A 21,710-nucleotide genomic window follows, 5' to 3' on the forward strand; every position below is an offset into this window, starting at 1 on the left:
TTACGAACCCACGGTCGACTGCTGGTCCGGCGGAACCGAATACACGTCGTTGCCGAGATCGAGCACCATGAACCCGTTGTCGTTGCAGGTGGTCCACAGCTGGCTGCCGTGCCATTCGGGCGCGGACATGCACCAGTCGGTGGACAGGTCGCCCAGCGCCAGATCGCCGATGCGAGAAGAGAGCGCCTTGGCCGGGTCGAACCGGCCGGTCAGCATCGAGCGCGCCACCGAGAAGCCCTCGATGATCGGCGGCCCGATCAGGGAGGCGAGCGCGTGCGGCGAATTCAGCAGCTGCAGGTTCTGGCCCTTGCGCGCCGGCGGGTTGTAGTAGGCGATCTCGCGGACGTGCATCGGGTCCTTGATGTCGAAGACCCGGATGCCCGAGGACTCCCAGCCGCAGGCCAGGGCGGTCGGGTCGTCGGGGCGGTCCGCCGCGCAGTAGTGCGGGTCGTAGGAGAAGACCGAGCCGCCCATGGCCGAGGCCACCAGGCTGTCCTGGTGGTCGGGCAGGTTGATCTCCAGCTTGATCTTGTTGACCACCTGCGGATGGGTGTCGTCGGAGATGTCGACGAGTTTCACACCGCCGGAAGAGGCTTCGTCGACGGTGAACAGGTACGGCTTGCCGTCGTAGGTGACCGGAATGCTGTGCTGGGTCGCGAAACCGTCGGTCCAGAACACTCGGCCGATGTGGTTGACCTGGGGGTTCGGGTCGCGGCGCTGCACGGCGCTGACGTCGAGGGTGGTGAAGCCGCCCAGGGCCGAGATGTACAGCCGGTTGCCGTCGGGGCTCACGCCCATGCCGTGCTCTTCGAGGCCGGTGAGGCCCTGCCAGATCACGTGCGGGTTCGCCGGATCGGTGAGGTCGATCGCGCTCAGGAAGCCGGGGACCAGACCGGAGACCCAGTAGGTGTTGCCGTCGGGGGAGAAGCCGCCCTCGTGCGACGTGATCGGCAGCGGCATACCGAGATTCGTGCCCGGGCCGGGGTTCAGCAGCCGCGGGTGCGCGCAGTCGGAGACGTCGTAGACCGACAGGTAGCCCGCACCCTCCAGGAACGGAACGGCGGCGCCCACCAACAGCTTTCGCACCGGGTTGACCTTCAGGGTCTCCCAGGTGCCGCCGACCATGGCCGGTTCGTTCAGGGTCGCGGTGTGCACCGGGTTCGCGGGGTCGGAGGCGTCGATGACCTGGACGCCGGCGTCGGCCCGCAGCGTGTCGCCCGGGAAGAACGTTCCGGTGTAGGAGCAGTGGTCGTAGGTGACCGAGGTGATCCCGCCGCCCTGACTGTTCTCGTAGCCGCCGACCAGGGACATGTTGCAGGTGTAGCCCTGGGTGCTGCGCCCGCTGTCGCGATCCGCGGCGGGCACGTCGCCCTGCAGGCCGTTCTCCGGCGCGGAGCCGGGACCGCAGTCGGCCCGTGGGACCGCGGTCGTGCCCACGTCGAAGAACTGCTGGACCTGATTCATGATGTCGGACTGCAGATCCGCCGACGCTTGGGAGCCCGGGAGTGCGGCGATGCCGAGTACGGTCGCCGCCGCGAGGGCGAATGTCTTGGACCGTCGCAGCTTCGTCGAACCTCGCATGACGGATCCCCCGCGATCTAGCTAGCCGGACGAGTCAGATCGCGCAACGCCGCGCTCCGCGGGACCGGAGGGCCCGCGCTGGCTCAGGGGAAACGTTAAGTGAATCGCGATTCTTGCGCGGGCGATTCCGGGAAAACCTGTTCCACTTTCTCGGCTCTCCGGCGACATGATCGTTGTACGATGCGCCCGTATCGTTAACTGCCGGGTTGCGTGCCCGGTGGGCGCGCCCGGCACCCGAAGCTAGGCACCGCCCATGTCCGAACTCTTCCCGCACTACCGTGCGAGCTGGGAAACCGAGGCCCACCGCGACCTCCGCAAACACGCCGCCGAATTCCTGCGCAAGGAGTCGACCCCCAATCAGGACCGCTGGGCCGCCCAGCATCAGGTCGACCGCGAACACTGGAACAAGCTGGGCGACGCCGGTTTGCTCGGCCTGGACCTGCCCGAGCAATATGGCGGCGCGGCAGGAGATTTCGGTTTCTCCGCCGTGGTCGCCGAAGAACTGGCGCTCGCCTGCGACTCCGCGTCGGGCTGGATCGTCCACTCACCCATCGCCGCGCACTATCTCGCCCGCTACGGCAACGAGGAGCAGCGGCAACGCTGGCTGCCCGGCGTGATCAGCGGTGACCTCGTGCTGGCCATCGCCATGACCGAGCCCGGCACCGGATCGGATCTGCAGGCGGTCAAGACCACCGCGCTCCGCGACGGCGACCACTACGTGATCAACGGGTCGAAGACGTTCATCTCCAACGGATCCCACTGCGACCTGGTGGTCGTGGTGGCCAAGACCGACCCGAGCCAGGGCGCGGCCGGCGTCTCGCTGATCGTCGCCGAGACCGACACCCCGGGTTTCGAACGCGGCCGAGTGCTGGAGAAGGTCGGCCAGCACGGGCAGGACACACGTGAGCTGTTCTTCGCCGATATGCGGGTGCCGGTCACGAATCTCCTCGGCGCCCAGGAAGGTTTGGGCTTCTATCAGCTCATGGAGCAACTGGCCCGCGAACGCCTGATCATCGCGTCGGTGTGCGCCGGGATGGCCGAACTGGCGGTGCTGGAAGCGGTCCGATACACCAAGCAGCGCGAGGCTTTCGGCCGCGAACTGTGGAAGTTCCAGCACAATCGCTTCGAACTCGCCGAACTCAAGGCCGAGGTATTGGCCATCAAGACCACCGTCGACCACGCGGTGCAGGTCTACATCGACGGCGACAACAGCCCGGACATCGCCTCGATGGCCAAGCTGGTCGCCGCGGACAAGGGTGTGGCCGTGGTGGATCGGTGCGTCCAGTTCTTCGGCGGCTACGGCTACATGATGGAGTACCCGATCGCCCGCATGTACGCGGCGGCGCGCGTGAACAAGATCTACGGCGGCACCTCGGAGATCATGAAGGAGATCATCTCTCGGGCCATGTAACGCACTGCGCCGCATCGGTATCCACCGATGCGGCGCGGGTGGGTCCTACTGTCCGTCGCGCATCGCGATCAGCCCGGGGAGTACACCCAGATACGCGGTGCCGTCCGGGCCGAGAGCGATTCCGGCGTAGTTGTTGTTGAAGCCGGGACCGGTGCCGGTCAACTGTTTCCACACCGTCGCGCCGGTGCGGAAGTCCAGCGCGGTCAGGTACCACGGGTCACCGGGTTCGGTGCCCTTGGTGTAGGTGTAGATCAGACCGGTGGCCAGCGACAACTTCGGCACCACCGTGGGGGCCGCTTCGGTCGTATTGCTCCAGACCTGATGACAGCCGTCGGTGTCGATATCGATGCGGGCGAAACCCGGGGTCGTGGTCTTGCCCAGCAGCGCGGCCTCGGGACCGGTATAGCCGTAGTTGTTCTCGACGACCAGCGAATTGCCGGCGCTGATCAGCGAGTTCTCGGTGTCGCTCGCGCCCGCCGCGAACACCGGGACGGCGCAGACCTGCCGTTGCGCGGCGTCCGGCGCGGTGCGGTAGACGACGACGTTCATCGGGTCGGCGTTGTCGGTGATGGCGACGTATCCGCCCGGCAGGATGGTCGGGGTGGTGCCGGTGCCGTCGTCGACCTGGCCGGGTTTGCGCTGACCGCTGTTGGCGTAGGTGGTTCGCCAAGTGATCGACGGTGTGCCGTCGGGGCCCGCGTCGAACCGCAGCAGTTCCCGGTTGGTGGCGATGTAGACGTCGCCGTCGGTGCCGACCGCGAACGAGTTCTCGATCTCGCCGTCGGCGCCCTCGCCGAGTCGGATCACCTGTGTCGCACCGGTGTTCAGGTCCAGCGTGCCGACCAGGCCGTCGGTGCGGGTGACGAACCAGAGCAGGCCGTTGCTGTCGGGCAGCGCCGAGTTGAAGGTCTCGCCGGGGCGCAGCAGGCCGGTGAGGTCGAAGTCCGAGACCGCGGTGAAGCCGTCGCCGCCGCTGTTCTCGGCGAAGACACGAATGTGGCCGTCGCGAGCGGCGATCACGGCGCGGTCCTGGTCGTCGAGGTAGAAGTAGGCGCCGCCGGTGAAGTTGCCGAAGGCCCCGGGCTTCAGGAACGCACCCGGATCGCCCGGTAATGCGGTGCGGCCCAGCACATTCAGGCTGACCGGGTCGAGCAGGTAGAGCCCGGGGTTCGGGCCGATACAGGTGGTCACGATGCGGCCGGCGCGGTCGAAGGTGATCGAGCCGCACTCGCCGCCGATCACCGCCGACACCACCTGGATGTCGTGCCCGAGCGGCCCGGGGGCACTGTTGGTGTTGCTCATCCACCCGTCGTCGTGGATCCCGGACCGGCCGTTCGTGGCGAGATAGGGGTGCTGCGGCACCGGCGGCACACTCGTGATCGGTTGCGCCACAGCCGCAGTGCCGATGAATCCGGGTGGCGCGGCGGGCACCTCCGGAATCGGCAGCGCGGCAGCGGTTCCGGCAACGGCGGCGAGCAGTCCGGCGGCGCCGCCGATCAGGCTGCCGCGAAAGCTATTTCGCACCGATACCGTCCCGCAGGAAATCGAAGATCTGCTCGCCGAAGGGCTTTGCGGTCTGTGTGTTGTAATCGTTCCATCCGTCCTGCTGGGCCTGCTGAAGATAGTCGGGCAGTGGTTCGTGGAGCTCGGAGTCGATCGCCTGGTCGTGCAGCCGGCTCATGGTGTCGCGCAGGCCGCTTCCGATGGCGGCGATATTGTCGAGCTCGAGCCGGCCGCCGTCGGTCGAGTAGTCGTAGAGTTCGTATTCCTCCGGCGCGGTGGTGTCGATCTGCGGGCAGCCCGGCACCCAGTGCGAGTAGCGGACGAACTTCGCGTCGGCGGTCCGCAGCGCGATCACATGCCCGGGCGCGTTGTCGTCGAACCGAACCGCGGCCTCCTCGATGGAGTGTTCGTCGGTGGTGTGCAGCACCCAGGGTCGGCCGACGGCGCCCGAATCCCTTGCGACAGCGGCGATGTCGTGCCTCCGGGCGAGGTGCGCGTACCGGCCGTCGGACCGCCAGCCGTTGCCGCCGGTGCCGATGGTCAGCAGTAGTGCGGCCAGATCGATACTGGAGGTCAGCTGTTGCCGGGTGCCCGGGGCCGGGGTGAGCAGACCGCGCGGGTCGTAGACGAACAGCGGTACCCGGATCGCCTCGTCGTAGGCGCCGCCGCCCTTGCCGTGCAGGCCGTGTGAGCCGGCGTAGTCGCCGTGGTCGGAGGTGAAGACCACCACGGTGTTCGCGGCGACATCGGGCTGCGACTCCAATTCGGTGAGTACGCGCCCGATCTGGATGTCCACCTGCTGCTGGAACCACAGGTAGAGGTTGCGCATGTCGATCCACTCCTGGTCGGCACCGGGCGTGCCGTAGGGGGCCAGCCCGAAGGTCGCCGCCGACACCTGGACCAGCGCGGTCTGCAGGCGGGGCTTGCGCGAGAGTTGCTCCAGGGACTCGAAATTGGCGGGAAGGTTGTTGATCCAGCGCGGAATGTTGTTCTGCGCCAGCGTGCGTCGCGTCCAGCGCGGCCACCATTGGATGTCGTGCGGGTTGACCAGCGACACCGTCGTGCACCAAGGCCCTTGTGTCGCTTCACTGTGGAAGAAATCGACGAACTGGTCGACGATCCGCCCGTCCATCTGCAGCCCCTGCTCGGGCGCGCCGTTGGGGGAGGGGTAGGTGCCGCCGTCGAACCCGTAGCGGTCCAGGCCGCCCGGGTTGGTGTCGGCGTAGTGGCCCAGATGCCATTTGCCCCACCAGGAGGTGCGGTAGCCCTGCTCGCGCAGCATCGATCCCCAGGTCGGGAAGCCCGCGGCCAGTTCGGATTGCGAGGTCGCCAGCACGCCGGTCTGGTGCGAGTACAGGCCCGTGACGAGGGCGCCGCGCGCGGGTGTGCAGTCGTTGGCGGCGGTGTAGTGGTTCTCGAACGACACCGACTTGTTCCGCAGCGCGGCGATATTCGGCAGGATCGTGTCCAGGACGCTCAGCTCGGGGAACCACATGGGTGTGCGCATCTCGTCGACGATGACGACGAGGATATTGGGCTTGTCCGGATGCAGATCCATCCGCCTGGGCGTCGCGGCCGCGGGGCCGGCGGCGGTGACCGCGGCGGCTCCGGCGACCGCGCCGGTGCCGAAGAACCCTCGTCGGTTGATCATTCGGTGCTCCCTTCGGTGGTGGGTGTGGCGGCGATGAACTCGGTGATCACGGTGGCCAGGTCGGGACCGCGGTCCTCCTGCAGGAAGTGACCGGCGCCGGTGATCGTGGTGTGCGGCTGTCCGGCGGCGCCGGGCACCTTCTCCCGGAAGACGCGGTCGCCGCCCTTGGTGATCGGGTCACCGTCGGAGAAGGCGGTGAGCAGCGGTTTCCCGAACTGCGCCAGCCGTTCCCACGCCGCGCTGTTCGCCGGCCCGGCGGGGTCGTCGGGGCGGGTGGGGACCAGTAGCGGGAAGACTCGCGCACCGGCCTTGTAGGTCTCGTCCGGGAACGGGGCGTCGTAGCCGGCGATCACGTCGGGGGTGAGCTGGGTGCGGCAGCCGCCCGCGACGATCCCGCCGACCGGGAATTCCGTTGTCTCTTGGGAGAACCGCTGCCAGGCGGCGAACGCCTCGGTGAGTTTCACGCTGCCGGTGGGCAGGCCGGCATTGGCGACCACCACCCGGGCGAACCGGTCCGGATGTTCGGCGACCAGGCGCAGGCCGATCAGTCCGCCCCAGTCCTGGCAGACCAGGGTGATTCCGCGCAGATCCAGCCGGTCGAACAGCGCCTCCCGGACCCATTCGACGTGGCGGGCATAGGTGTAGTCGGCGCGTTCGGCGGGCTTGTCGCTGCGGCCGAATCCGATCAGATCCGGTGCCACACAACGAAATCCGGCTCGCACGAGCACCGGGATCATGCTGCGGTACAGGAAACTCCAGGACGGCTCGCCGTGCATGAGCAGCACGACCGCGCCGCCGCGGGGGCCTTCGTCGAGATAGTGCAGCCGCAGGTGAGTATCGCTCCCGTCTCCGGCCGCGACGTCGGTGTAATGGGGCTCGAAGGGGAAGTCCGGCAGGTCGGCGAACCGCTCGTCGGGTGTTCGCAATACATGCATGTCGCAGACCCTAGATGTATTTGCACTGTGCGTGCAATTAAAAGTTCTCTGTGTAGGGTTGTCAGTGATGGACGGTCGTACAGCACGGGCAGCGAAGAACCGCCAGGCGGTCCTCGACGCCGCCCTGGCGCTCATCGACGAAGGCGACCTGCACCCCACGGCGCAGGCGGTCGCCGAGCGCGCGGGAGTCGCGACCCGATCGTTGTACCACCACTTTCACGATCTGGAGACGCTCTACCTCAGCGCCGCGCAGACCCAGATCGCGCGGCACTGGGGGGTGCTGTTGGATCCGGTGACCGGTGAGCTGGGTGCGCGGATCGACGCGCTGGTCACTGTGCGAGCGAAGCTGTACGAAGGGGTCACGAACGTCCGCCGCGCCGCGGTGCTCCGGGAACACGAATCCGTCGTGCTCTCCGAGCGCATGAACGAGAGCCGCGCGGCCTTACGCGCGCATCTGCGGACGAATCTGCCCGAGCTCGAAGCGCTCGGGCAGGCCGAACGCGAGGCGGTGTTCGCGATGGGCTCGTGGGAGACCTGGGATGTGCTGCGCCGGCATCAAGGCTTGACGGCTGACGCGGCCCGGGCGGCGGTCGTCGCGGTCCTCACCCGCATGCTCGGAGCGTGAAACGGATGGACGTGAAAGCCTTCGGGCGGCATCACTTTCCGGGATGCCAGGCGACCGTGCCCTGCAGCAGATAGGCCACCTGGCGTTTCGTTCCGGTCGCGACCTCGGCGAGGGTACTGGTCTCGTCCCGGCTCCCACCGCCCGACAGCACCTCGAGCGCGCTGTCGAGTGACACGGTGAGCAGGGTGACCAGCATGGTCGCGAGCATCTTGATGTCTTTGGCCGGCCACTGATTGATCGGCGCGTTGCGCGCGAGCAGCGTCGCGGTCTGATTCACCAGCACGCGCAGTTCGGCGCGAATCAGTCGCCGGACGGCGATATTGCCGGCGGTACGCTGCCGGACGACGAATCCGACGTACCGATGTTCCCGGCGGGCATACGCGAGGATCAGGTCGACGACCGTCGACAGCACCTCGGTCGCGTCGAATCCCGGCGGTCCGTCCATGGTGGCGAGCTGTTCCCGGAACCGGCGAAACGATTCCTCCACCACGGCGACGCCCAGCGATTCCATCGAATCGAAGTAGCGGTAGAAGGCGGAGGGGGCCAGGCCGGCCGTGCCGGCGACCTTGCGCAGGCTCAGCCCTTCGAACGAGTCGCCTGCCGCGACCAGGTCGAGAGCCGCCTCGATCAGTGCCGAGCGGCTGTCGTGGCGCCGCTGTGCCTGAGTGCGCTGACCGGGGCCGTCGCTTCCGTCCGCCGCGACCATGCCGGCCCACCTCCTGAACAATCGTTCCGTTTAATCAATGTGGCGCCGGTCACAAATAATGGACAAATCATGTAGTCCACCGGCGCCTGCTCCAAAATCATGAACATTCGTTCTCTAACTTGGAGCAGAGATGAGACTAGCGACCAGGCTACCAGCGGAGCGTGCTCTCGCCCGCGCGGACGCCGACCGGATTGCCGAGATCAGAGGGGCGATCATGCGGATCGGCGACGACTGGCGGGCCCGGCATCCGTGGCTGACCGCACACCAGGACCAGATCGGATTCGCCATCTTCCTGGGCGCGATCGCCGGCGTGCTCGCGGACGGCTACCTCTACGCGATCGGTGTCCTGCCCTGGTGGGTGGTCGTCCCGGTCACCGCGTTCTGGCTGTCACTGCTCCACGAACTCGAGCACGACCTGATCCACTCGATGTACTTCCGCAACAACCGGTTCCTGCACAACCTCACGATGGGCGGGGTGTGGTTCTTCCGCCCGAGCACGATCAACCCGTGGCTGCGGCGACGGCTGCACCTGCACCACCACGACGTGTCGGGCACCGACTCCGACCTGGAGGAACGCGGCCTCACCAACGGTGAGCGCCTGGGTGCGCACCGGTGGGTGACCCTGGCCGACTCGATGCTGGGCATCTACCTCAAGCCGTTCCGCATGCGCCGCATCGTCGCCGACTACATCCGCCACGAGGCCCGCAGCCGCGCGGAGGCGCAGCAGCTCGCCCGGGCGAACATGCTCGCCTACTTCCCGCTCGGTGCCTTCCACTACGGGCTGTGGCACCTGTTCGTCATCGTGAACGTGGTCGAGCTCGTGGCCGGCCCGCTGTCGCTGCCCGGCCTCGGCGTGCTCGACTTCCTGGCCGTGACGATCTTGGCGCCCAACATGATTCGCACGTTCTCGCTGCATTTCGTCAGCTCCAACCTGCACTACTTCGGTGATGTCGAGGCGCACAACGTGATGCAGCAGACCCAGGTGTGGACCGCGTGGTGGCTCAAGCCCTTCCACGCGCTGTGCTTCAACTTCGGTGAGACGCACGCCATCCACCACTTCCTGGTGCGGGACACTTTCTACATCCGCGAGGCGATCAAGCGTCAGTGCCACCCGGTGCTGCGCGCGAACAGTGTGCGCTTCAACGACTTCGGCACCTTCCGGCGCGCCAACCGCTACGCTCTCGTGCCCGCCACCGTCGAACCCTGATCCAGCGTCCACCGACTCGGCCCCGACGCCGCCCGGCGCCGGGGCCCGAGTTCCGTTCCCTCCCGAGGTAATCCAGTGCACAGCACGCTCGCCCAATTGTGGATCTGCACCACGTGCGGCGCGATCTACGACCCCGCCGAAGGCGACCCCGACAGCGGCATCGCCCCCGGAACCGCCTTCGAGGACATTCCCGCCGACTGGGTCTGCCCGGTCTGCGGCGCCCGCAAGGCCGACTTCGTTCCGTACGAAGACTGATCGGAAACGCACTGCGCCGCATCGGCATTCATCCGATACGGCGCAGTGGTAGAGCCGGTCCTACTGGCGGTGACCGCAATTCGAGCAGAACACCGAACCGGGAGCCTGCTGGGTGCCGCATTCGGTGCAGTGCGCGGACGGGGCCAGTGAGGTGCCGCAGGCGCCGCAGAACTTGCCGCCGGTGGTCGGGGTGTTGCAGGTCGGGCAATTCACCCGGGCCGGCGCGCCCATGTCGATGTTCTGCACGTAGTTCTGCTGGTAGGCGGCCTCGCGGATCTGGACGCCGCGCGCCTCGGCCTGCGCCTGGGCGATCTGGTGCGCGACCAGCGGCGAGCACTGGGTGCACTGGCCGACCTGCTCGTTCCAGCAGACCTGGGTACACACCCACGAACCGCAGCCGCCACACAGGCGGAAACCCTGCTTCACGGCGTCGACGGCCTTCGCGAACGCCTTGTCCTTGGTGCTGGAACCCTGACCACCCCAATTGTTGGAGAAGTCCTCGGCCGCGTTGGAAACCTTGTCCAGCGCCCGGAACTGGTCACCGAACAGGTCGCGTACGACGCGCAGCGCGCCGCGGCCACGTGAGAAGTAGTTCTGCTCGAACGGCGACCGGAACGTGGTCCGGCAGCGATCGCAGTGGAACTCCCATTGGAATCCGTTGTCGTTGGATTCGTCGGTGTAGTAGCTGGTGAATACTACCGGTCCGGGCATGTTTCGATGTTCCTCGTAGTCGGCGAGCACGATGACGGGCCGGCCGAGGCTGTACCCGTACGGGTTTCATCGTCGCATGGTGCCCGGCGGACCGGCGCGCGATACTGAGTGCGCTGTACGGGTAACAGGGAGGGACGCAGGATGGGCGACGGCCACCGACCGGAGGTGCGGTTCACCGCGGACGCCGGTGACACCTGGGGAATTCCCGGGCCTACCTTCACGATGCTGTACCTCGACGCGGTGGTGTGTGGCATCGCGATAGCGATCCTGCTGCGCGCGGTGCTGCTGCGCTGGCGGTCGCCGTCGGGCAACGCCACGCCACCGAACCCGATCGAGGTCGGCATGCTGGTCTCCGATCAGCGCGCGGTCGTGGCCGGACTGGCCTACCTGCGCGGCTACGGCCTGGTCGACTCGACCGGCGCGCCCACCACGCCCGGCCCGCACCCGCAACGGGATCCGGAGTTCGTGCACGAGCTCTACGACCGGCTCGCCACCGAGCGGCGGCTGCCCCGCCTGGTGGCCCGGATGAGCTACCAGCTGGTCGAACTGCGCGAATCGATGGCGAGCCGCGGCTATCTCTACGGCAAGGCCGATCGGAAACTGCTGCGGCTGGCCGCGCTTCCGGTACTGCTGGTGCTGGCCGTGGGCGTGGCCCGGCTGATCGCCGGCATCACCAACGACAAGCCGGTCACCTACCTGATCCTGCTGCTGATCCCGCTGTTCGTCACCTGGCCGCTGGTGGTACGGATGCCGCGTGTCACGCCGGCCGGGCGCAAGTGGCTGGCCGCCGCCCGGCAGCAGAATCAGCATCTGCGCCTGCAGAATTCGCCCTCCTTCGCCACCTACGGGCCGGCGAGCGCCGCCATGGCGGCCGCGCTGTTCGGCCCGATGCTGCTGGTCATGCTGGACCCGGAGCTGGCGCGCGCCACCGCGGCCATGGTCGTCGGCGGTGGCGGTGGTGGTGGCTGGAGCGGATCCTCGTCGGGGGACTCGTGCAGTTCCAGCAGCAGCTGCGGGTCGAGTTGTAGTTCGAGTAGCTGCGGCAGTTCGAGTAGCTGCGGATCCAGTTGCTCCAGTTCCAGTTGCGGGTCGAGCAGTAGTTGCGGGGGATGAGCCGGTTTCGGGCCGCGTCCGGTGCTCCGATCGCGCCTGCCGCGCTCGGAATCGGTTGGCGGCCGGAGATTTCCGGTGTGGTGGCGGCGCTGGACGGGCTCGGGTTCTGTGAGGTGATCACCGAGACTCTCCCGTGGACGCGATCTCGCCGGTCGCTGGCGATCACCGTACCGGACGAGCTTGCCGCGCTACGGGATCGGGGCGTGCCGGTGATCCCGCACGGCGTCGCGCTCTCGCTCGGCGGCGCCGAACCGGTCGACCCCGATCGGGTGCGGCGCACGGCCGCCGCCGCCCGGGCACTGCGAGCGCCGCTGGTGAGCGAGCACATCGCGTTCGTGCGCGCCGGCGGGGTGGAGGCCGGGCACCTGCTGCCGGTGCCCCGAACCCGGGCGGCCCTGGATGCGTTGGCGGACAACATCTCTCGAACCCGCGATGAACTCGACGTGCCGTTGGCGCTGGAGAACATCGCGACCCTGTTCGACTGGCCCGGCGACGAATACACCGAGGCGGAGTTCCTGACCGAACTGGTGGAACGCACCGGCGTGCTCCTGCTGATCGACATCGCGAACGTCTACGCCAACGCCCGCAACCGCGGCCGCGACCCCCTCGCGGAACTCACCCGCCTGCCGGTGGACCGAATCGCCTACTGCCACATAGCCGGCGGACACGTCGCCGGCGGCCGCTACCACGACACCCACACCGACCCGGTGCCACCGGAGGTCCTGGACCTGGCCGCGGAATTCACCGCCACCCATCCGGTTCCGCTGCTGCTGGAACGTGACGGCAACTACCCGCCCGCCCCGGAACTGCTGGCCGAACTCGACGCCATCGCCGCGGCAACCGGCCGCCCGCGGATCACCGCGACCGCCTGGACGCGTTTCGCCGCAGGACAACAGAATTCGATCCAGACCCTCGACTACCGTGCCACCGCAACGGAATCGGCAGCGATCGCCGGTGCCGAACTCGGAACCACTGCCGGGGACATAGCGCCGCCGAACCAGGTGGGTGTCGTGGGTTCTGCTGTCGCGGGGGAGGTAGTGCCGTCAGCGCACGTCGGTGCTGCGGATGCCGTAGTCGCGGTGGATGAATGCCGGTCCTCTGGCGCAGCCGGCTCCGGTCCGCAAGTCCTCGCTACCGCCCGGCCCGCGGCGGCAGTTTCCGTCGCGGCGGCGCCTCACGGCGGGCCCGGCCCCGCGGAGCAGGACGCGATCGACCCGGCAGTGGCCGGGCCATCGGACCTCGCGGCCGAGCAGGAGGCGCTGGTGCTCACCCTGGTCGCCGGCGGTGAATTCCGTCCCGGCTTCGACCGCGGCGCCGTCTCGGCCACCGCACATGCCCTGCTGCGCAAGCGAGCCGGTGAGGTCGCCCAGCGCTTTCCGGTACTGGTCGCCGGGTGCGGCCCGGACTTCACCGACCGCTACATCGCCTGGGCAGCACACCGTCCCAAGATCAGCACAGTCGCCGATGCCGCGGCCTTCGCGGCCGAGCACGGGCTGGCGGCGCCGTCGGCACGGTCTCGGTCGGCGTGGAGCCGGTTCCGCCGCGGTTGAGAGCAATGACACCGGGTGCCGAAGATCGTTCGTCACTACGATGGACGAGGTGTTGCACACCGAGCCCAGTCGGACCGCGCTGGCCACTGCTTACGCCCGCGCCTTTCATCAGATCGCGCCTGAGCCGAGGGTTTTCATCGATCCGCTGGCGATTCCGATCTGCGGGCTGACGGCTGCCGAGCTGACGGACCGGGATACCGCCAACCTGAGAAAGGTCACTGATCCGGCGCCGCGACGGAATCGGCGGATGTTCTTGGCGGCGCGAGCTCGGTTCGCGGAGGAGGTTGTGCAGCAGGCGGTGGCGGGCGGGGTTCGGCAGGTCGCCGTGCTGGGGGCGGGGCTGGATACGTTCGCCTACCGGAATCCGTATCCGGGGGTGCGGGTGGTGGAGGTCGATCACCCGAACACGCAGGAGTGGAAGCGCGAGCGGCTGGCGTCGGCGGGCATCGAGATTCCCGATTCGATGTCGTTCGCGCCGGTGGACTTCGAAACCGGAACGCTCGGTGCGGGATTGGCTGCGGTGGGCTGGTCGCGGACCGAGCCCGCGGCGTTCGTCTGGCTCGGCGTGGTCATGTACCTGGAACCGGCGACGGTCCGCGAGACGCTGGGATTCCTTGCGGCACAGGATGCCCCGGTGCACGTGGTCGCCGACTACCTGCAGCCGCCCGACGCCTCCACCCCGGCCGTCGTCCTCGAGCGGGCCGCCGCGATCGCGGCCATGGGCGAACCGTTCCAGGCCTACTTCAGCCCGGACGACATGGCTGCGGAGCTGCGGGCCGCCGGTTTCACCGGCATCGACGACCACGGCGCCGCCGAGCTGCTGGTGCGGTACGGCGCCATCCACCAGGCGTCCCCGGGCCGACGCTGGAGCGAACCGCACGTCGTCCACGCGAGCAAGTGAAAACGCCCGCGGGGCCGCCGATTTCCGTAGAACCGGCGCCCTGCGGGCGTTCGAATGAAATCTAACTGATCAGTTCCAGCGGGACTGGTTGCGCCGCGATCCGGGCGCGGATTCGGCCAGTGACTCGAGCTCGTGGATGAAGCGATCCACGCTCTCGGCCTGGGACTGTGGCGCCGCGAGCAGCACCCGCACCTTCTCCTCGGTGCGTTCCAGCATCGACAAGGTCATCTCGGTGGTGAGGTCGCGGACCAGCTGGCGCCGGTACTGGTTGATCTGTTCCCGGCCGTGCCGGCGCACCCGCTCCACCTCCTCGGCGGCCGCGTCCCGCATCTGGGCGATGATGAACTCGGCGTCGGCCTGCGCGTCCGCGCGCAGTTCCTCCAACTCCTTCTGCGCCTCGGCGATCGCGCTCTCGTAGGCCTTGCGGGCGGACGCCAGCCGGGCAGCGGCCTCGGTCGAATCCGCGAGCTGGGCGGCGACGGCATCCTGCGTCTTCGCCATCGCCTTGCGGACCACCGGGGCGACGTATCGCATGATCACGAAAAGGATGACCGCGAAACCGAACAGCTGGCTGATGAAGACCGGCCACTCGATGCTGATGTGGTAGACACCCGCTGCCAGCAGGCCACTGCTGTCTTTCATGAACTGGCCCGTCCTGTCTGTGGCCCGGACCCGCTCCCGGCCCGCCCGTCGTCCCCGCCGGTCACTCGATCGGCCAGGGTCTGTGCGAGCGGCTCGACCGTCGCCCGCAGTTCGGCCGCCACCTGGTCGGCCTCGGATCGCAGTTGCGCCGCCGATTCCGCAAGGGCGGCATCCGCTTCCGCTTGGGCCTGGCCCCGCATCTCGTCGATGATGGCCCGACCCTCCGCACGCGCCTGGTTGCGGATGTCGGCCGCTTCCGCGCGCGCCTTGTCCAGTGCTTCCTGATACCGCGCCTCCGCCTCGGCGAAGATCTGCTTGGCTTCCTTGGCGTTCTCCGCCGTTTCCGCCACCCGGGCGTCACGTTCGTCGAGGACCCGCCGGATCGGCGGCACGACGAACACCCAGATGACCGCGAGTACCACCAGGAAGATCAGCAGCTCGGCGAAGAAGGTGCCGTTGGGGATCAGGAAGTTACCGTCCGCCAGTACATCCGCACCGGCGGACGGAACCGACCGTGCAGCCATGGCGCCTACTTACCCGGTGTCGCGAACACGAAAAGCGCCATGAACGCGAGGTTGATGAAGTATGCGGCCTCGACCAGACCGACGGTGAGGAAGAAGTTTCCGCGCAGCTTGCCTTCGGCTTCGGGCTGGCGAGCGACGCTCTCGATCAGCGCGGCACCGGCCAGACCGTCACCGATGCCGGCGCCGATCGCGCCACCGGCCATGATGAGGCCACCACCGATGAGCGCGCCCTGGACGATCGCGGCCGTTGTTGCTGAATCTGCCATTGTGCTTCCTGTTCTCGATTACTGCGATCGGTGTGGCACCGATCAGGTTTGTGCCGGTGAACCTTTCGGCTCAGTGGTCGTGCTCTCGCGCCATCGACTGACTGAAATAGAGGACCGTCAGGAGCGAGAAAATGAAGGCCTGGATCGCGCCGACGAAGAGATCGAACAGTTTCCACACCGCGTTGGGGCCCCAGCTGATCCAGTACGGAAACAGGGTGATGACCGAGATCATGACGCCACCGGCGAACATGTTCCCGAACAGCCGCAGCGACAACGAGAGTGGTTTCGCGATCTCTTCGATCACATTGATGAGGACCATCGGGCCCCAGCCCGTGTGGCCTTTCAACAATTGTTTGACGTGCGTGAGCGGCCCGCGACGGTAGACACCGGCCAGCTGATAGAAGAGAAAAACGAACAGGGCCAAGGCATAGACGAAGTTGACGTCCGACGCCGGCGGTGCGATGAATTCGCCCTTGCCGTACTGCATCGGCAACGCCGACAACCAGTTCGACAGCAGAATGAAGGTGAACAGCGTGACCGCGAGCGGCAGGACGAACGGCGCGACCTTCATGCCGATGGCGTCCTCCACCTGCTGGCGCATCTGGGTGGTGACGGTCTCGAAGAACAACTGGGCGCCGTTGGGGACGCCGGAGGTGACCTTGATCCGCACGTAGAACGCCAGCGACAGCACGATGAGCGCGGCGACCAGCGTTGATACGATGGTGTCGACGTTGAACTCCATGCCCAGCAGGTGGGCGACGGCGTGATCGCCGACCTTGATCTTGGGTTCGTCGGGCGCGCTGTCGGCGAGCCAGGCGGTGGACGCGGCGAGCTGAACGGTCATCACGACTGGCGCATCGCTTTCACTTCGGGGATGACGGTGGTCAGAATCATCGTCACCTGGAATACGGCGAGGCCGACGAAGAGCCCGATGCCGTCGGGCCGGGTCAGGAAGCCGACCAGGATTGCGAGAGCAGTCAATCCGAACAGGCGCACGGCCGACGACAGGGCCAGCTGTTGCTTGCTCGGCGTCTCGGACGAGGTGACCCGGACGACCGAGGTCCAGGTGAGTTGGGCATTGACCCAGCCGAGTGCGAGGCCGACGCAACACAGTGCGCCGAACAGCAATCGATGCAGGGGGCCGGCGGCGATCAGAACGAGTATCCCGAAAGCGGTCGCCATAATGGCGGCTCTGCGTATTCGGAGCCTTCTGACATCCACTGTGACACCGCCCAATCGATCATCCCACTGTCGTGGGGTCTTGATTATCGGTCAGCATACAACGGTCATAGGCGGTGTGGGGCAGGCTTTTTGATCTTATGGGAATGATCGAATTCGCGGATTGTTCGCCGAATATGTAGCAGCACAACGACATTCTCTGATACAAAAATTTACGGTGTTTCCGGCCCGATCGGTCCCGTGATTCCCTTTTTTCGATCTTGTCCGGGTCGCGGCGGGCCGACGCAGCTGCGGCGTTGTGCCCCGGGCGGTTCGGTGCGGCCGACCGGAAACTTGCCGGACCCGTCGGTCGGTTGTAGTCCGCTGTGTCCGATGTGATCCAGATCTCATTCGTACGCGGGCCGGTTGCCGGAAGGTTCCGGTTCCTCCGGTCAGTCCTGGTGGCCGGGACGGTTTTCTGTGGCACCGGGGTGGACGTAGGGGGGTCCCGGCGCGGACCGGTCGGTGTTGTCCCGCAGCGGGTTCCGGGCCGCCGAGAACGAATCTTCGCAGCTCCGCATGCATTCGGACCGTTTGCTCCGGATTGCGCGGGTACGGTGTGTCGGTCCCGTGCGTGTCGCGGACGCCACGCCGGTAACCCGACCCCATCTGCGGTGCATCGGTTTCGTTCCGGCCCCACATCGACTATTAATGCTATGTGCTGTTCCCCTGCCTGATGACTAGGCTGCCGCTCGACCACGAGGAGGAGTTGTGACCAACGATTCGCTCGGGGGCGAGATCTCGCAACTTGCCCTCCGCGTCGAGAACGCGCGCAACCGGATGGTCTACCAGTTCGACCCGGCGCTCACCGACGCCCTCTCCGAGGACGAACTGCGCGCCGAACGTGAACTGGCCGAACGCATCCGGGAACAGGAGCGTGACCAGCGCTGGAAGCATGTACAAGCGGCGGCCGAGGCCTCGGACCAGGCACGGGCCACCTCACAGAAGATCGCCAAGGCCGATATGCGTGACCTTTTGACCGCCCGCAAGGCACTCGCCGCGCAGCGTCGCGAGTCCAGTCCCCACGCCAAACTGGCCTCGCTGTACAAACATCGGGCCTGGTCGCAGCGCGCGCTCGCCTTCGTGGTGATCTGCGGCATGCTCTGGTCCGCGGTCAACGTGCAGCACAACATCGCGCCGGGCGGCGCCTCGGATCCGTTGTACTGGTTCAGCTATCTGCTCGAGGCGATGATCTCGCTCTGCCTCGTGATCGTGATGATCGGCAACAACAAGATCGCCGAATGGGGTGTGCTCGACAATCGGCGCCGCGTCGTCATCGCCGAAATGTCGCTGCTGTCACTGACCGTCGGCCTGAACACCTACCCGTACCTGCGCTCCGGCGACTGGTACGACGTCGGCGTGCACGCGGTCGCACCGGTCATGATCGGTGTCGCGCTGCTCATCCACGACGCGGCCAGCGCCGGCTACGGCTTGGCCATCGTGCGGGCCACCCTGCAGGTGCAGGATCTGCCCGACCCGAGCGAGCACATCCGGCGCACCATGGCGCCGCCGCAGTTCATGAACTTCATGCGCGCCCAGGCCGGTCCGCCGCAGTCCACCGCCGAGGTGATGCGCCCGCAGGCCGCGCTCAAGGCCGCCGAGCCTACCGTGGAGGCCACCGCCACCCGGGTCAGCGACGTGGAGGCCACCGAGGTCGCCGAGGTGTCCGACCTCGGCAAGTCCGACTCGACGTTCCGGTCCACCGGTTTCGGTGCGGGCCTGGGCAGCAGCACCAATGGCAGCGGAAAGCGAAAGTCCGCCAAGCCGTCCGAATCCGATAGCGACTCGTCCGGCTCGACGGACGAGAACGGCGCGCAGTACGACACCGGGCAGTTCCGGATCGCGGAATCCCTCGAGCAGGAGCTCGCGGAGATGCGGGCGGAGCGCCGGCGGGCTCGGGCCAAGAAACAGCGCACCTCGGTCACCGCCGACGACTGACGGTTCCGCAGGCCGGCTGCGTGACCACCCAGGCCGTCCGGTTCGGGCACAGCTCGAACCGGACGGCCTGTTCTCGTCGGCCGGTCGCGGATGCGGTCCGCGCGCTCGTGCGGCAGGGTGGACCCTGTGCACAGCATCGTGATGGACCGGGTCGGCGTGAGTCAGGGCGGGGTCGCCGTCCTGGCCGACGTCGACGCCGTACTGCCGGCCGGGCGCTGCACGGCGATCGTCGGCGCCAGCGGCACCGGAAAGACAACCCTGTTGCGCCTGCTGAACCGGCTCGCCGAGCCGGACATCGGCATGATCGCCCTCGACGGTGTACCGATCGCCGATCTGGAGGTTCGGGACCTGCGGCGCCGCGTCGGCTTGGTCGCGCAGACCGCCACGCTGCTGGCCGAATCCGTCGGTGACGAGATCCGGGTCGGCCGGCCCGACCTGACCGCCGCACAGGTCACCGAGCTGCTCGCGCAGGTCGGCCTGCCCGAGGCGTTCGCGTTCCGGCTGTGCGCCGAACTGTCCGGGGGAGAGGCGCAGCGGGTGTGTCTGGCGCGGGGGCTGGCCGTCGAACCGGAATGGTTACTGCTCGACGAGCCCACCTCCGCACTCGACGCGGACGCGGCGGCGATGATCCGCGCCGTCGTGCGCCGGCACTGCGACCGCGGCGGCGGTGTGGTGCTGGTCAGTCACGACAGCGGATTCACTGGCGCCACAGCCGATTCCGTACTGCACCTGGACGGCGGGCGGTTGCAGCCGCTGGGCTCCGGGGGATTCGAGTGAACGGGGTGAATCCCGGTCTGGCGGTGCCGGACTGGACCGGTGTCGCGGCCTCGCTGCTGCTGGTCGCGGTGGCCGCGCTCATCGCCTACCGGCAGCGGCTGCGGGTCACCCGGGAACTGCTGGTGGCGGCGGCCCGGGCCGGTGTGCAGCTCGTGGCGGTCGGTGCCCTGCTGCTGGTGCTGTTCCGGCACGCGGGGCTGCCCGGTGCGCTGGCGTGGGTGGTGGTGATGATCGTGATCGCCGGGCAGGTCGCCGGCCGCCGCGGCGCCGGGCTGCCCGGGGCGATCACCGCGGCCACCGTCGGTGTCGCGGCCGGTTCGGTCGTCACGCTCGGCGCCCTGGTGCTGCTGGGGGTGATCTCCACCCAGGCCCGGGTCGTGGTGCCGGTCGGCGGGATGATCGTGTCCGGATCCATGCAGGCGTGCGGGATCGCGCTGCGCCGCCTGGCCGAGGACGCTCGCCGCGGCCGCGCCCAGGTCGAGGCCCGATTGTGTCTGGGCCTGTCCACCACAGCGGCCTTCCTGCCGTTCCGCCGTTCCGCACTGCGCACCGCGCTGGTGCCCTCGATCGACGCCACCAAAGTGGTCGGCCTGATCAGTCTCCCCGGGGCCATGACCGGCCTCATCCTGGCGGGCGTGGACCCGCTCACCGCCATCCGCTACCAGATCGTGGTCATGTACATGCTGTTGGCCGCGGGCGCGCTCGCCGCACTCACCGCCGCCCGCGTGGCCGAGCGCGGCCTGTTCGACGACGGCCAGCGACTGGTGGTGCTGCCGGCGGAGAACAACCGCGGCTGAGCACCGGGCCGGATCGGTCAGTGCGCGGCGAGGGCGTCGGCCCAGCGGCGGTGGGTGGCGTCGATGACGTAGGTGTGGGCGTGCCGGTAGCCGCCGGGGACCGGAACCGCGTCGTGGACGTGGCCGGGATCGGTTCCCGCGGTGTGGATGTGCTCGATGACCTCGGGGTCGTGTGCCGGCCAGCAGCGGGCCGCGACGGCCGTGCCGAGCGCGGCCAGGGCGGCCAGGACGGACCAGGTCACCGTGTAACCGGTTGTGGTGGTGAGGATTCCGGCGATCGGGTAGGCCAGCAGCCAGCACAGGTGGGAGAGCGAGAACTGGGCCGCGAAGATCGGTGCGCGGTCGGCCGGAGCCGTGGAGCGGCGCAGGACCCGGCCGGTCGGGGTGAGGATCATGGCGGTGCCGATGCCGATCAGCGCCCACACGGCGAGGGCGACGGGCCAGCGCGGGCCGTCGGTTCCGATGCGGGACAGCGCGATTGCCGCGACGATCGCGGACAGGAGGGTCGCGGCGCCGGTCAGCATCAACGGGCGTTCACCGCGGGCGTCCAGGAACCGGGGCAGCAGCAGGGCCACGATCATGGTGCCGAAACCGTTGGCGGCCAACAGGATGCCCACATCCGCCGAGCTGCCGCCGACCGCGTCGCGGACGTAGGTGACGGTGTCGACCATGACCACCGCGCCCACGGCGGCGACGGCCAGGTTCAGTCCCATCAGCCCGCGCAGCCGCGGAGTGGCGGCGAAGGCGCGCAGACCGGCCGTGGTGCGCGCCCACACCCGGGTGTCGCCACCGCGCGCGGCGTCCGGGATTCGCGTGCTCACCACCAGCGCGGCCGAGGCGGCGAAACCGACTGTGGTGCCGAGGAACATCCAATGGAAGCTGATCACGCTCAACAGCGCCGCTGCCAGCAACGGGCTGAGCAGGCTTTCCATGGTCGAGGCGAGCTGGGATGCGGACAGTGCGCGGGTGTAGTCCCGCTCGTCGGGCAGGACGTCGGGCAGCACCGCCTGGAAGGCCGGCGTGAATGCCGCCGACGCCGCTTGTAGCACCGCGATCAGCACATAGATCTCCCACACCTGATCCACGAACGGCAGCGCGATCACGGTGGCCGCGCGCACCACGTCGAGACTCACCAGCAACAGCCGCCGGGGCACCCGGGTGGCCCATGCGGCGGCGACCGGTGCGACGCTGACATAGGCGACCATCTTGATCGTCAGCGCCGTCCCCAGCACCGCGGCCGACCGCGCACCCGCCAGCTGGTAGGCGAGCAGACCGAGAGCAACGGTGGTCAAGCCGGTGCCGAACAGCGCGGCGAGCTGCGCGGTGAACAGGTGGCGGTAGTCGCGGTGGGCGAACAGCGCCGCCACGGATGGCTTGGGTACGGCCGGCTCGGGCACCG

The 21,710-nt window shown here is 68.1% G+C and carries 21 protein-coding genes and 1 pseudogene; 10 read left to right on the top strand and 12 right to left on the bottom strand.

Annotation, left to right across the window (positions count from 1 at the left end):
* Positions 1 to 1,581, bottom strand: coding sequence for an LVIVD repeat-containing protein (locus EBN03_RS03025; protein ID WP_122186249.1), 1,581 nt, complete (start codon positions 1,579 to 1,581; stop codon positions 1 to 3).
* A gap of 253 nt (positions 1,582 to 1,834) precedes the next feature.
* Between EBN03_RS03025 and EBN03_RS03030 the strand changes: the two genes are divergently transcribed.
* Positions 1,835 to 2,992 carry an acyl-CoA dehydrogenase family protein gene (locus EBN03_RS03030; protein WP_122186250.1) on the top strand — a complete coding sequence of 386 codons (1,158 nt, stop codon included), beginning with the start codon at positions 1,835 to 1,837 and terminating at the stop codon, positions 2,990 to 2,992.
* A gap of 45 nt (positions 2,993 to 3,037) precedes the next feature.
* Here EBN03_RS03030 and EBN03_RS03035 read toward each other — a convergent pair whose 3' ends face one another.
* Genes EBN03_RS03035 through EBN03_RS03045 form a run of 3 tightly spaced genes read right to left on the bottom strand, consistent with a single transcriptional unit; the run spans position 3,038 to position 7,081 of the window.
* Positions 3,038 to 4,516: a hypothetical protein gene (locus EBN03_RS03035; RefSeq protein ID WP_122186251.1), complete on the bottom strand. Its 1,479-nt coding sequence runs from the start codon at positions 4,514 to 4,516 to the stop codon at positions 3,038 to 3,040.
* A complete protein-coding gene (locus tag EBN03_RS03040) occupies positions 4,506 to 6,146 on the bottom strand; it encodes a sulfatase-like hydrolase/transferase (protein WP_122186252.1) in 1,641 nt (546 codons plus the stop codon). Before EBN03_RS03040 ends, EBN03_RS03035 begins: the two co-directional genes overlap by 11 nt.
* Positions 6,143 to 7,081 carry a haloalkane dehalogenase gene (locus tag EBN03_RS03045; RefSeq protein WP_122186253.1) on the bottom strand — a complete coding sequence of 313 codons (939 nt, stop codon included), beginning with the start codon at positions 7,079 to 7,081 and terminating at the stop codon, positions 6,143 to 6,145. The genes EBN03_RS03040 and EBN03_RS03045 overlap by 4 nt, the downstream gene beginning before the upstream one ends.
* 67 nt (positions 7,082 to 7,148) lie before the next feature.
* On the opposite strand from EBN03_RS03045, the gene EBN03_RS03050 reads away from it, so the two are divergent.
* Positions 7,149 to 7,706, top strand: coding sequence for a TetR/AcrR family transcriptional regulator (locus tag EBN03_RS03050; protein ID WP_158675518.1), 558 nt, complete (start codon positions 7,149 to 7,151; stop codon positions 7,704 to 7,706).
* Positions 7,707 to 7,737: 31 nt separating this feature from the next.
* Here the strand turns inward: EBN03_RS03050 and EBN03_RS03055 are convergent, their stop codons facing one another.
* Complete coding sequence (locus EBN03_RS03055; RefSeq protein ID WP_122186255.1) at positions 7,738 to 8,412, bottom strand: TetR/AcrR family transcriptional regulator; 675 nt, start codon at positions 8,410 to 8,412, stop codon at positions 7,738 to 7,740.
* Positions 8,413 to 8,626: 214 nt separating this feature from the next.
* On the opposite strand from EBN03_RS03055, the gene EBN03_RS03060 reads away from it, so the two are divergent.
* Together EBN03_RS03060 and rd are read left to right on the top strand one after the other, a co-directional pair.
* Positions 8,627 to 9,619: a fatty acid desaturase gene (locus EBN03_RS03060; RefSeq protein WP_233608078.1), complete on the top strand. Its 993-nt coding sequence runs from the start codon at positions 8,627 to 8,629 to the stop codon at positions 9,617 to 9,619.
* A gap of 75 nt (positions 9,620 to 9,694) precedes the next feature.
* Complete coding sequence (gene rd, locus EBN03_RS03065; RefSeq protein ID WP_122186257.1) at positions 9,695 to 9,874, top strand: rubredoxin; 180 nt, start codon at positions 9,695 to 9,697, stop codon at positions 9,872 to 9,874.
* Positions 9,875 to 9,934: 60 nt separating this feature from the next.
* Here rd and EBN03_RS03070 read toward each other — a convergent pair whose 3' ends face one another.
* On the bottom strand, positions 9,935 to 10,585 hold the full coding sequence (locus tag EBN03_RS03070; RefSeq protein ID WP_122186258.1) for a zinc ribbon domain-containing protein: 651 nt from the start codon (positions 10,583 to 10,585) through the stop codon (positions 9,935 to 9,937).
* 141 nt (positions 10,586 to 10,726) lie between these two features.
* Here EBN03_RS03070 and EBN03_RS03075 point away from each other — a divergent pair, with 141 nt between their 5' ends.
* The 3 genes and pseudogenes from EBN03_RS03075 to EBN03_RS03085 all read left to right on the top strand — a co-directional run bounded on the left by EBN03_RS03075 (position 10,727) and on the right by EBN03_RS03085 (position 14,149).
* Positions 10,727 to 11,698, top strand: coding sequence for a TIGR04222 domain-containing membrane protein (locus EBN03_RS03075; protein WP_122186259.1), 972 nt, complete (start codon positions 10,727 to 10,729; stop codon positions 11,696 to 11,698).
* A pseudogene (locus EBN03_RS34835) lies at positions 11,695 to 12,567 on the top strand (DUF692 domain-containing protein); the annotation flags it as partial. The gene EBN03_RS03075 and the pseudogene EBN03_RS34835, both read left to right, overlap by 4 nt.
* A 721-nt stretch (positions 12,568 to 13,288) precedes the next feature.
* Positions 13,289 to 14,149, top strand: a complete 861-nt coding sequence (locus tag EBN03_RS03085) for a class I SAM-dependent methyltransferase (protein WP_407671074.1) — start codon at positions 13,289 to 13,291, stop codon at positions 14,147 to 14,149.
* 69 nt (positions 14,150 to 14,218) lie between these two features.
* Here EBN03_RS03085 and EBN03_RS03090 read toward each other — a convergent pair whose 3' ends face one another.
* From EBN03_RS03090 to EBN03_RS03110, 5 genes are all read right to left on the bottom strand, one after another.
* Positions 14,219 to 14,791, bottom strand: a complete 573-nt coding sequence (locus EBN03_RS03090; RefSeq protein WP_122186261.1) for a F0F1 ATP synthase subunit B family protein — start codon at positions 14,789 to 14,791, stop codon at positions 14,219 to 14,221.
* Positions 14,788 to 15,315, bottom strand: a complete 528-nt coding sequence (locus EBN03_RS03095) for a F0F1 ATP synthase subunit B (RefSeq protein ID WP_122186262.1) — start codon at positions 15,313 to 15,315, stop codon at positions 14,788 to 14,790. The genes EBN03_RS03090 and EBN03_RS03095 overlap by 4 nt, the downstream gene beginning before the upstream one ends.
* Before the next feature lie 5 nt (positions 15,316 to 15,320).
* Complete coding sequence (locus EBN03_RS03100; protein ID WP_122186263.1) at positions 15,321 to 15,581, bottom strand: F0F1 ATP synthase subunit C; 261 nt, start codon at positions 15,579 to 15,581, stop codon at positions 15,321 to 15,323.
* Between the two features lie 70 nt (positions 15,582 to 15,651).
* On the bottom strand, positions 15,652 to 16,425 hold the full coding sequence (atpB, locus tag EBN03_RS03105; protein ID WP_122186264.1) for a F0F1 ATP synthase subunit A: 774 nt from the start codon (positions 16,423 to 16,425) through the stop codon (positions 15,652 to 15,654).
* Positions 16,425 to 16,817 carry a hypothetical protein gene (locus EBN03_RS03110; protein ID WP_233608079.1) on the bottom strand — a complete coding sequence of 131 codons (393 nt, stop codon included), beginning with the start codon at positions 16,815 to 16,817 and terminating at the stop codon, positions 16,425 to 16,427. The genes atpB and EBN03_RS03110 overlap by 1 nt, the downstream gene beginning before the upstream one ends.
* A gap of 693 nt (positions 16,818 to 17,510) precedes the next feature.
* Here EBN03_RS03110 and EBN03_RS03115 point away from each other — a divergent pair.
* The 3 genes from EBN03_RS03115 to EBN03_RS03125 all read left to right on the top strand — a co-directional run bounded on the left by EBN03_RS03115 (position 17,511) and on the right by EBN03_RS03125 (position 20,311).
* A complete protein-coding gene (locus tag EBN03_RS03115) occupies positions 17,511 to 18,737 on the top strand; it encodes a hypothetical protein (RefSeq protein WP_122186266.1) in 1,227 nt (408 codons plus the stop codon).
* Between the two features lie 126 nt (positions 18,738 to 18,863).
* Positions 18,864 to 19,514, top strand: coding sequence for an ABC transporter ATP-binding protein (locus tag EBN03_RS03120; RefSeq protein WP_233608080.1), 651 nt, complete (start codon positions 18,864 to 18,866; stop codon positions 19,512 to 19,514).
* Entirely contained in the window at positions 19,511 to 20,311 is an 801-nt protein-coding gene (locus EBN03_RS03125; protein ID WP_233608081.1) for an ABC transporter permease, read from the top strand. Before EBN03_RS03120 ends, EBN03_RS03125 begins: the two co-directional genes overlap by 4 nt.
* Positions 20,312 to 20,328: 17 nt before the next feature.
* On the opposite strand, the gene EBN03_RS03130 is transcribed toward EBN03_RS03125, so the two are convergent.
* Positions 20,329 to 21,708, bottom strand: a complete 1,380-nt coding sequence (locus EBN03_RS03130) for an MFS transporter (RefSeq protein WP_233608082.1) — start codon at positions 21,706 to 21,708, stop codon at positions 20,329 to 20,331.
* Between the last annotated feature and the right edge of the window lie 2 nt (positions 21,709 to 21,710).

Origin of the sequence: Nocardia stercoris (genome assembly GCF_003696265.1) — a bacterium.
Lineage (GTDB): Bacteria > Actinomycetota > Actinomycetes > Mycobacteriales > Mycobacteriaceae > Nocardia > Nocardia stercoris.